This window comes from Actinotalea endophytica, from assembly GCF_025717005.1.
Lineage (GTDB): Bacteria > Actinomycetota > Actinomycetes > Actinomycetales > Cellulomonadaceae > Actinotalea.
Genome location: NZ_JAOVZU010000011.1, coordinates 60,786 through 70,815, shown reverse-complemented (window position 1 = coordinate 70,815; position 10,030 = coordinate 60,786). Strand labels below are relative to the sequence as shown.

Genomic DNA, 10,030 nt, shown 5'->3' with positions numbered 1-10,030 from the left:
CCCCACCGCCCCCCCCCAACGCCCGCGCCCCCGGGGGCGGGGCCGGCGCACCCCCCCTGCTGCGTCATGGGCTCAGATGGCGTCCGGACCGTGCTCGCCGGTACGGACGCGCACGACGTCCTCGACGGGCACGCTCCAGACCTTGCCGTCACCGATCTGCCCGGTGCTCGCGGCCTTGATGACCACCTCGGTGATCGCGGCCACGTCCTCGGCCCGGACCAGCACCTCGACCTTGATCTTCGGCACCAGGTCCACGACGTACTCGGCGCCGCGGTACACCTCGGTGTGCCCCTTCTGGCGGCCGTAGCCGCTGGCCTCGCTGACCGTGAGGCCGTGCACGCCGGCGCCCTGGAGCGCTTCCTTCACCTCGTCCAGCTTGTGCGGCTGGATCACTGCGGTGACCAGCTTCATGGTTCGACCTCCTGTGCGCTTCGTGGCGTCCGGGTGCCGGGTGACCGGCACCCCGGTGGGCGACTCCCACCGCCATCATCTCGCTGCTCGTCGTCCGGGACACGGTTCGCCGTGCGACGGCGCTCGTCGTACGACACGGCTCGTCCTGAGCCGCCCGTTCGCCCCGGGCTCCTCGTCCTGAACGCCGTGAGGGTCCCGCGCCGGAGCGCGGGACCCTCACGGACTCATCTCACAGAGCGTCAGGACCGTGCTCGCCGGTCCGGACCCGGGCGACGTCGTCGACCGGCACCGTCCAGACCTTTCCGTCACCGATCTTGCCGGACTGGGCCGCGCCGACGATGACCGACGTGACGCTGGCCGCGTCCTCGTCGCCCACCAGGACCTCGATGCGGACCTTCGGCACGAGGTCGACGGTGTACTCGGCACCGCGGTAGACCTCGGTGTGCCCACGCTGACGGCCGTAGCCGCTGGCCTCGCTCACCGTCATGCCGCGCACGCCAGCGGCCTCGAGGGCCGACTTCACGTCGTCGAGCCGGTGGGGCTGGATGACCGCGCAGACCAGCTTCATGCCTTCACCTCCATGCGGCCGACCCCGAGGCTCTCGTACGCGGTCTCACCGTGCATCGCCATGTCACCGCTGGCCTCGACCTCGTCGGTGACCCGGATGCCCATGGTCGCCTTGAGCGCCGAACCGATGATGAACGTCACAACACCGCTGAACACGACCGCGGCGAGCGCGACGATGATCTGGGTGAGGAGCTGCGTGACGCCGCCGCCGTAGAACAGGCCGTTGACGGAGCCGTCGGCGTACCAGGTGCCGTTGGTGGTGTCCGAGACGTTGGCGAAGAAGCCGATGAGCACGGTGCCGGTGAGACCACCGACGAGGTGCACGCCGACGACGTCGAGCGAGTCGTCGTAGCCGAACTTGTACTTCAGGCTCACGGCCATCGCGCAGAGGATGCCCGCGATGGTGCCGATGGCGATCGCGCCGTAGGTGTCCACCGAGGCCGCGGCCGGGGTGATCGCGACCAGGCCCGCGACGGCACCCGAAGCGGCGCCGAGCGACGTGGCCTTGCCGTCACGGACCTTCTCCGTGGCGAGCCAGCCGAGGATCGCCATGCAGGTCGCGACCGTGGTGTTGACCCACGCACGGCCGGCCGTGCCGTCCGCCGCGAACTCAGAACCGGCGTTGAAGCCGAACCAACCGAACCACAGCAGGGCGGCGCCCAGCATGACGAACGGAAGGTTGTGCGGACGCATCGGCTCCTTGCCGAAGCCCTTGCGCTTGCCGAGCAGGATCGCCATCACCAGACCAGCCACACCGGCGTTGATGTGGACCACGGTCCCACCGGCGAAGTCGATCGGGGTGGACAGGCCCGAGGTGATGCCGTCGCCACCGAGCAGACCGCCGCCCCACACCATGTGCGCCATGGGCACGTACACGATGGTCACCCAGATCGCAGCGAAGGCCAGCCAGGCGCTGAACTTCATGCGGTCAGCAACCGAACCCGAGATCAGGGCGACGGTGATGATCGCGAACGTCGCCTGGAAGGCGATCGCGACCAGCGCCGGCACTCCGGAACCAGCCATCAGGCTGTCGGCGTCGGTGATGGTGTTCGAGCCGAAGAACTCGAACGGGTTGCCGATGATGCCACCGACGTCGGAGCCGAACGCTCCGGAGTAGCCGTAGAGCAGCCAGATCGGGCCGATGAGCGCCATCGCGCCGAAGCTCATCATCATCATGTTGAGCACGGACTTGCCGCGCACCATGCCGCCATAGAAGAACGCCAGACCCGGCGTCATCAGCAGCACCAGCGACGATGCCACGATGATCCAGGCGGTGTTCCCTGTGTCCAGGACAAACTCGTCCATGCAGATCGCCTCTCCCTCGCCAGCCGGTCGGCTGGGGTCGGGAACAACCCTGGCGGGGGGACGTTTCGATGCCGAGCGCGCCTCGTTACGACGCGGTGACAAGGACCGTGGGCATGTGAACGAGCAGTTTCGCGCCGTGCTCACCGTCCGAATTGTGGGACCGAAGTCCCACGATTCCGAGACGGCTCGCGTGACCCGCGGGCCGCGTCGGTCAGCCGAGGATGCCGTCGACGAAGGCCTCCGGGTCGAACTCCGCGAGGTCGTCCGGGCCCTCGCCGAGCCCGACGAGCTTCACCGGCACCCCGAGCTCGCGCTGGACGGCGACCACGATGCCGCCCTTGGCCGTGCCGTCCAGCTTGGTCAGCACGATCCCGGTCACCCCGGCAACCTCGGCGAAGACCCGCGCCTGGGTGAGCCCGTTCTGCCCGGTGGTGGCGTCCAGCACCAGCAGCACCTCGCTGATCGGCGCGGTGCGGGACAGCACCCGGCCGATCTTGCCGAGCTCGTCCATCAGGCCGGCCTTGTTCTGCAGGCGGCCCGCGGTGTCCACGAGCACGACGTCGACGCCCTGGCTCCGCCCGGCGGAGAGCGCCTCGAAGGCGACCGATGCGGGGTCGGCGCCGTCCCGGTCCGAGCGCACCACCGGGACCCCGACCCGGGCCCCCCAGGTCGCGAGCTGGTCCGCCGCCGCGGCGCGGAAGGTGTCGGCGGCGCCGAGCAGCACGGTGCGGTCCTCCGCCACGAGCAGCCGCGCCAGCTTGCCCACGGTGGTCGTCTTGCCGGTCCCGTTCACGCCGACCATGAGCACCACGGCGGGCTGGACACCCGCCGCGCCGTCACCCGTCGCCATCACGGGCTCGGTGGCGAGCGTGCGGTCCATGGTCGGGTCGACCAGGGCGAGCAGCTGTTCGCGCAGCAGGGCGCGCACCGCCGCAGGCTCGCGCACACCGAGGACGCGCACCTTCTGCCGCAGCGCGTCGACGAGCTCACCGCTCGGGCCGGCCCCGACGTCGGCGAGCAGCAGGGTCTCCTCGATCTCCTCCCAGTCCTCCTCCGCGAGGTGGTCACGGGAGAGGACGGCGAGCAGTCGGGCGCCGAGCGGCGAGCCCGACCGGGCGAGCCGGTCCCGGAGCCGGACCATCCGCCCCGCGGCCGGCGCAGGCGTCTCGACACCTGCAGGGGCCGCCGCCGGCGAGCCGGCGGGCGCTGTCGGAGCCTCGGTGGGGGCCGGTGCGGTGTCGACGGCGGACGAGGACGCCTCGCTCGAACCACCGCGACGGCGCCCTCGGATCAGCAGGCCGGCCGTGGTCCCCACGACGACGAGCGACGGGACCCCGATGAGCAGGACGTCGTTGAGATCGGTCACCGCGTCAGTCTGCCAGGAGTCGCAGGGGTCGCCGGGACGCGAGCAGGGCCGGGCGGCTCAGCGTTCGGTCAGCGCAGCAGGTCCTCGAAGAGGTCCTTCTCCGCCGCGGCCGACTCGGCGTGCTCGCGACGCGCCGCGGCGATCACGCCCAGGCGCGGCTCGCCGGACTCGCGGCGCAGGCCCGAGCGGAGGTCCGCGACCGGGGTACCGCCACCGATCCAGACCGCCAGGCCGAGCACGACCAGCGCGATGACGAACGGCAGGAGGACCGAGAGGACGACAGGAGTCATGGCGTCAGTATCCGGCGGTCGTCGGACGACCACGGGGCCCCTCCGAAGGTCGTCGCGGCTTCGGCACAGGATCTCCACACCCGTGCGTCAGGCCATGCGCGGACCCTCGCGCGAGGCCTGGCGCGGACCCTCGCGCGAGGCCTGGCGCGAGGCCTCAGTCCTCCTCGCGCAGCCGCTGGCTGATCACGGTGGTGACGCCGTCGCCGCGCATGGTCACGCCGTACAGCGCGTCGGCGATCTCCATCGTCCGCTTCTGGTGCGTCACGACGATGAGCTGGGAGTCGTCGCGCAGCTCGGTGAAGATCTCGAGCAGCCGACCCAGGTTGACGTCGTCGAGCGCGGCCTCGACCTCGTCCATCACGTAGAACGGGCTCGGCCGTGCCTTGAAGATCGCGACCAGCAGCGCGACGGCGGTGAGCGACCGCTCGCCGCCGGACAGCAGCGAGAGCCGCTTGACCTTCTTGCCGGCCGGGCGCGCCTCGACCTCGATCCCGGTGCCGAGCATGTCGGACGGGTCGGTGAGCACGAGGCGTCCCTCACCACCGGGGAACAACCGGGCGAAGACCCGCTCGAACTGCACCGCGGTGTCCGCGTACGCCTCGGCGAAGACCTGCTCGACCTTCTCGTCGATGTCCTTGACGATCTGCAGCAGGTCGGTGCGCGACTTCGTCAGGTCGCCGAGCTGGCCGGTGAGGAACGCGTGGCGCTCCTCCAGCGCGGCGAACTCCTCCAGCGCGAGCGGGTTCACCCGGCCCAGCTGGGACAGCTCGCGCTCGGCCTTCCGGAGCCGCTTCTCCTGCTCCTCGCGGACGTAGGGCGCCTCGGTCTGCTCACCGTCCTGGTCGACCCCCGGGACCGACCGGTGCGGCCCGAACTCCTCGACGAGGACCTCCGGGTCGACCCCGAGCTCCTCGATCGCACGGGTCTGCAGCTGCTCGATCCGGAGCACCTGCTGGGCACGCGCGACCTCGTCGCGGTGCGCCGCGTCCGTGAGCTGCGCGAACTCACCGGACCAGCGGTCGACGTCCGCACGCCGTGCGACGAGCGCTGCGTCCCGCTCGGCACGGGCCAGCTCGGCTGCCCGGCGCGCGGCGTCCGCCTCGGCCAGGGAGTCCTCGATCACGGTCAGGGCACGGTGGGCCCCGGCACCGACGGCGCGAGCCTGAGCGGCCTGCGCTGCGCGCCGCCTGGCCCGGGTCGCGGCGGCCTCGCGTGCCTCACGTTCCGCAGTCGCCGCACGCTCGAGCGACTCGGCACGCCCGGCCACGGCGCGCACGCGCTCCTCCCCGGTGCGCAGCGCGAGCCGGGCCTCGGTCTCCTTGGCCCGGGCGGCCGACGCCTCCGCGGACGCCGCGTCACGGACCGTCACCGCCTCGGTGAGGTCCGACTCGGACTCGCTCGGGTCGGCCTCGGCGCGCTGCAGCCGGTCGGCGAGCTCGGTGAGCTCGCGCTGGTCCTCGGCCAGCCGCTCGTTCGCCTTCGCCAGCGCGCCTGCGGCCCGTTCCGCCTCGCCCCGCGCCGCACGTGCCACCGACCCGAGGTGGCCGAGCTGCTCGGCCACGGCCGCGAGCGCGGCGTCCGACTCGTGCAGCCGGTCGAGGGTCGCCTCGTGACGCTCCCCGGCCTCGTCCGTGCGTCGACGCGCGGCGACCAGCTCGAACCGGGTGCGCTCCCCCACGGCGGTGGCCTCGGCGACCCGCGCGCGGGCCTCCTCGAGGGTCGCCTGGAGCTCGAGCGCGCCGGGTGCCGCGGCCGAACCGCCCCACGCCCGGACGGCGCCGAGCAGGTCACCGGACCGGGTGACCGCGACCAGCTCCGGGCGGGCGCCGAGCAGCGCGCGGGCGTGCGCGAGGTCCTCCACCACCACCACACCGCTGAGCGCGGCACCGATCGCGGCTGCCACGGCGGGCGCGGGCCGGACCAGCTCGACCGCCGGCACCGCACCCGCCGGCAGGTCGGCCGGCGGCCCACCCAGGTCACCGCCTCGACCGATGAGCAGCCCGGCACGTCCGGCGTCGTCGCTGCGCAGCCGGCGCAGCGCGTCGACGGCGTCGTCCACCGAACCGACCGCGACCGCGTCCGCGAGCGGGCCGAGCGCGGCGGTGATCGCGTCCTCGTAGCCCGGCTCGACACCGAGGAGCGCAGCGACCGACCCGAGGACGCCCGCGAGGTCGTCGGCCGCGAGCAGGGCACCCGCGCCGTCCTTGCGCTCGAGGCTCAGCTCGAGCGCCTCGACCTTCGCCTGCCAGGTGGCGCGATCGCGCTCGGCGACCTGCTCGGCGCGCTCGAGCTCCGCGACCGCGGTCGTGGCCTCGTCGAGCTCGACGGTCGCGGCCTCGTGGTCGGCGTCCAGGCCCTCTTCGCCCTCCTCGACCCCGGCGACGGTGGACTCGAGCGCGGCGAACTCGACGGTCGCCTCGTGACCGCGGCGCTCGGCCTCGGCGAGGGACTCCTCGAGCCGCCCGATCTCCGCCTCGGTCGCCTCCAGCCTGGTGCGCCGTGCCGCCACCTGGCCGGCCAGCCGGGCCAGACCTTCGCGGCGGTCGGCCGCGGCGCGCTGCAGCTCCGCGACCCGACGCTCGGCCGCTGCGGCGGCGTTCTCGACCTCGGCGCGGCGCGAGACGGCCGCCTCGAGCGCGCCGCGGGCCACGTCGACCTCACCGGACAGCTCGGCCTCGGCGGCGCGGGCCCGGGCGGCCTGCGCGTCCAGGTCGTCCGGGTCCTGGCCGACCGGGAGCTCCTGCTCGGCGCCGCCGAGCAGCCGGCTGCGCTCCTCGGCCAGCGTCGCCAGGCCGCGCAGGCGCTCCCGCACCCCGGAGAGCCGGAAGTACACGTCGTTCGCGGCCGAGAGCTCGGGCGCCGCCGCGGCCGCGGCGGCCTCCAGGTCGGCGAGCGTGGCACGCGCCCGCGCGAGCGAGGTCTCGACCTCGTCGCGGCGCGAGAGCAGGGCCGACTCGTCGGCGATCTCCTGCTCCAGGGTCGCGGTGAGCTGCGCGAGGTCGTCGGCCAGCAGCCGGGCGCGGGCGTCACGCACGTCGGCCTGGATCCCGGCCGCTCGACGGGCGACCTCGGCCTGGCGGCCGAGCGGCCCGAGCTGTCGCCGGATCTCGCCGGTGAGGTCGGTCAGCCGGGTCAGGTTGGCCTGCATCGCGTCGAGCTTGCGCAGCGCCTTCTCCTTGCGCCTGCGGTGCTTGAGGACCCCGGCGGCCTCCTCGATGAAGTGCCGGCGGTCCTCGGGGTTGGCCCGCAGCACGGCGTCGAGCTGGCCCTGGCCGACGATCACGTGCATCTCGCGGCCCATGCCGGTGTCGGAGAGCAGCTCCTGGATGTCGAGCAGACGGCAGGACGAGCCGTTGATCGCGTACTCCGAGCCGCCGTTGCGGAACAGGGTCCGCGAGATGGTCACCTCGGTGTAGTCGATCGGCAGGTGACCGTCGGAGTTGTCGATCGTCAGCGCGACCTCGGCACGGCCCAGCGGCGGGCGCCCTGCGGTTCCGGCGAAGATCACGTCCTCCATCGAGCCGCCTCGCAGCGACTTGGCACCCTGCTCGCCCATCACCCACGCGAGCGCGTCCACCACGTTGGACTTGCCGGAGCCGTTCGGTCCCACGACGCACGTGATGCCCGGCTCGAAGCCCAACGTCGTCGCCGAGGCGAACGACTTGAACCCCCGCAGGGTCAGCGTCTTGAGATGCACGTGGCGAGCCTAGGAGGTCCGGCTCACAGATCCGGGAACCACAGGGCGATCTCGCGGCGCGCCGAGTCCGCCGAGTCCGAACCGTGCACCAGGTTCTCCACGACGGCCTTGCCCCAGTCCCGGCCGAGGTCGCCGCGGATGGTGCCCGGAGCGGCCGTGGTCGGGTCGGTCGCGCCGGCGAGCGAGCGGAAGCCCTCGATCACACCGTGGCCCTCGACGACGGCGGCCACCACGGGACCGGACGACATGAATTCCAGCAGCGGCTCGAAGAACGGCTTGCCCACGTGCTCGGCGTAGTGCGCGGCGAGCAGGTCCCGGTCGGCCGTGCGCAGGTCGAGCGCGGCGAGCGTGTAGCCCTTGGCCTCGACGCGCCTCAGCACCTCACCGCTCAGGCCGCGCCGGACGGCGTCGGGCTTGACGAGGACAAGGGTGCGGGCGGCCTGCGACATGCCGGGAAGCCTAGCCGCAGACCCGCACCGCGCCGCGCCGAGGGCCTCGCTCAGGCCTGCGCCTCGCGCTCGGCCCGCTCGCGGTCGATCCGGCCGCCGAGGCGCACGGCCACGACCCACAACGCGACGAAGATCAGCCCGATCACGATGAGCATCGGTTCACCGACGAGGATCCCGGCCAGCGGCAGCGGCACCTGGAGCACCGACCCGGCCACCACGCCGCCGGGACCTCCCTGCAGCCCGGCCGCCACGGTGAGCGAGAGGCCGAGGGCGACCGAGGCGATCAGCAGCGTCGTCGGGTCGAGCAGGCGCAGCCCGTAGAGCACGAGCGCGGCGAAGAGCACGACGAGGACCTCGAGGCCGAGGATCGTCGCGCAGAACTGCCGGCGGGCGGAGCGGCGGGCGGGTGCGGGCACGGCGGCGAGGCTACCTGCTCAGACCTCGCCGAACCCGCCCTCGACCAGCGCGACGACCGTGTCGACCGCCGACTGCGCGTCCGGACCCGTGGCGCTCACCGTGATCTCCTGACCGCCGGTGGTGCCCAGGGCCATCAGCGCGAGCACGCTCGCGCCGTCGACCCCCTCGATCCGCACCGGGACGCCCGCGTCCGCGACCGCTCGCGCGACCTGGGCGGCCGTGCGGGCGTGCAGCCCGAGCGGGTTGCGCAGGGTCACCAGCGCGGTCACCTGGCCGTCCTGCCCCGCCGCGTCGACCTCGTCGGACGCCTCGGGCGCCGCTGCTCCCTCCGGTGCGAAGGACACACCGGCCTCGAGCGCGGCCGCCTCGACCGCGGCCAGGTCACCGCCCTGCTGGGCCGCGACCGCGGCCGCGACGGCACCCTCGACGAACGGGGCGCGAGGCACCTTGACCCGCTCGGCGTCGTCGACCATCTCGAGCACGAGGTCCGTGGTGAGCACCGCAGAGCCGAGGTCGGTCATCACGACCACACCGCCCGGGCACGTCTGCAGGCCTTCCTCGACGGCCGCCATCACCCGGTCCACGCTCGTCCCGATGCCTTCGGGGATCCCGCCGGCGGGCAGCAGCAGGACGTCCGGCGCCATCTGCCCGGCGATCTCCGCGGTGCCTGCGGCGACGTCCGCCGAGTGCGAGACCAGGACCAGCGCGACGCCCGCCGTCACGCCGCCGCCGTGTCTGCCGCGGCCCGCAGGATGAGCGCGGTGGAGGTCGCTCCCGGGTCCTGGTGGCCGATGCTGCGCTCGCCGAGGTAGCTCGCGCGGCCCTTCGTGGCGAGCATCGGGATCGTCGCCGTGGCCCCGGCCTCGGCAGCGGCCGCTGCGACGTCGAGCACGGCCGCGGGCGAGGAGCCGTTGCCGGACGCCTCCTGTGCGGCGTTCACCGCGGGCGTCCAGGCATCGACCATGGTCTTCTCACCGGTCGTCGCCTTGCCGCGCGCCACGATCCCCTCGAGCGCGGCCTCCAGCACCGCCACGACCGCGGGGCCGTCGAGCTCAGCGAGACCGGCGACCTTCGCGGCGCGCAGGTACGCGGTGCCGTAGAGCGGGCCTGCGGCGCCGCCCACGGTGGACATCAGCGTCGTGGCCACCAGCTTGAGCACGTCACCGACCTGCTCCGGCGGTGCCTCCAGCCCGTCGAGCTTGGCCACCACCGCGGTGAAGCCGCGCTTCATGTTCTCGCCGTGGTCGCCGTCGCCGATCTGCCGGTCGAGCTCGATCAGCTCGTCACGGTTCTCCGCGATGACCTCGGCGGTACGGCGGACCCAGGTCTGGGCCCACGCGACGTCCAGAGCCATGCTTCTCCTTCGTCCGGGCAGCGGCCCGCGCCGGTCGGCTCCGGGCCTTGGGTGCAGCCTGCCACGCCGGGCCACCGCGCGTGGCGTGGGTGGTGGGGGGGGGGGGGCGGCCCCCCCCCCCCCCCCGCCCGCGGGCCCCGGCCCCGCCCGGGGGGGGCGGGGGGGGGGGCCCCG

The 10,030-nt window shown here is 73.7% G+C and carries 10 protein-coding genes; all 10 read right to left on the bottom strand.

Translation table 11 applies throughout. The annotated features are described in order from the left end of the window. Positions 1-72: 72 nt before the first annotated feature. Positions 73-411: a P-II family nitrogen regulator gene (locus OEB99_RS17345; RefSeq protein ID WP_263578551.1), complete on the bottom strand. Its 339-nt coding sequence runs from the start codon at positions 409-411 to the stop codon at positions 73-75. Between the two features lie 229 nt (positions 412-640). Continuing rightward, positions 641-979 carry a P-II family nitrogen regulator gene (locus tag OEB99_RS17340; protein WP_263578550.1) on the bottom strand — a complete coding sequence of 113 codons (339 nt, stop codon included), beginning with the start codon at positions 977-979 and terminating at the stop codon, positions 641-643. Further along, entirely contained in the window at positions 976-2,283 is a 1,308-nt protein-coding gene (locus tag OEB99_RS17335) for an ammonium transporter (RefSeq protein ID WP_263578549.1), read from the bottom strand. Before OEB99_RS17335 ends, OEB99_RS17340 begins: the two co-directional genes overlap by 4 nt. Positions 2,284-2,494: 211 nt before the next feature. After that, positions 2,495-3,649, bottom strand: coding sequence for a signal recognition particle-docking protein FtsY (gene ftsY / locus OEB99_RS17330; protein ID WP_263578548.1), 1,155 nt, complete (start codon positions 3,647-3,649; stop codon positions 2,495-2,497). 68 nt (positions 3,650-3,717) lie between these two features. Continuing rightward, positions 3,718-3,939, bottom strand: coding sequence for a hypothetical protein (locus OEB99_RS17325; protein WP_263578547.1), 222 nt, complete (start codon positions 3,937-3,939; stop codon positions 3,718-3,720). A gap of 154 nt (positions 3,940-4,093) precedes the next feature. Continuing rightward, positions 4,094-7,636 carry a chromosome segregation protein SMC gene (gene smc, locus OEB99_RS17320; RefSeq protein WP_263578546.1) on the bottom strand — a complete coding sequence of 1,181 codons (3,543 nt, stop codon included), beginning with the start codon at positions 7,634-7,636 and terminating at the stop codon, positions 4,094-4,096. Between the two features lie 23 nt (positions 7,637-7,659). Further along, complete coding sequence (ndk, locus tag OEB99_RS17315; protein WP_263578545.1) at positions 7,660-8,085, bottom strand: nucleoside-diphosphate kinase; 426 nt, start codon at positions 8,083-8,085, stop codon at positions 7,660-7,662. 50 nt (positions 8,086-8,135) lie between these two features. Beyond that, positions 8,136-8,501: a DUF4233 domain-containing protein gene (locus OEB99_RS17310; RefSeq protein WP_263578544.1), complete on the bottom strand. Its 366-nt coding sequence runs from the start codon at positions 8,499-8,501 to the stop codon at positions 8,136-8,138. Between the two features lie 18 nt (positions 8,502-8,519). Next, positions 8,520-9,224, bottom strand: coding sequence for a dihydroxyacetone kinase phosphoryl donor subunit DhaM (dhaM, locus tag OEB99_RS17305; RefSeq protein ID WP_263578543.1), 705 nt, complete (start codon positions 9,222-9,224; stop codon positions 8,520-8,522). Then, positions 9,221-9,856, bottom strand: coding sequence for a dihydroxyacetone kinase subunit DhaL (gene dhaL / locus OEB99_RS17300; protein WP_263578542.1), 636 nt, complete (start codon positions 9,854-9,856; stop codon positions 9,221-9,223). Before dhaL ends, dhaM begins: the two co-directional genes overlap by 4 nt. Positions 9,857-10,030: the final 174 nt, after the last annotated feature.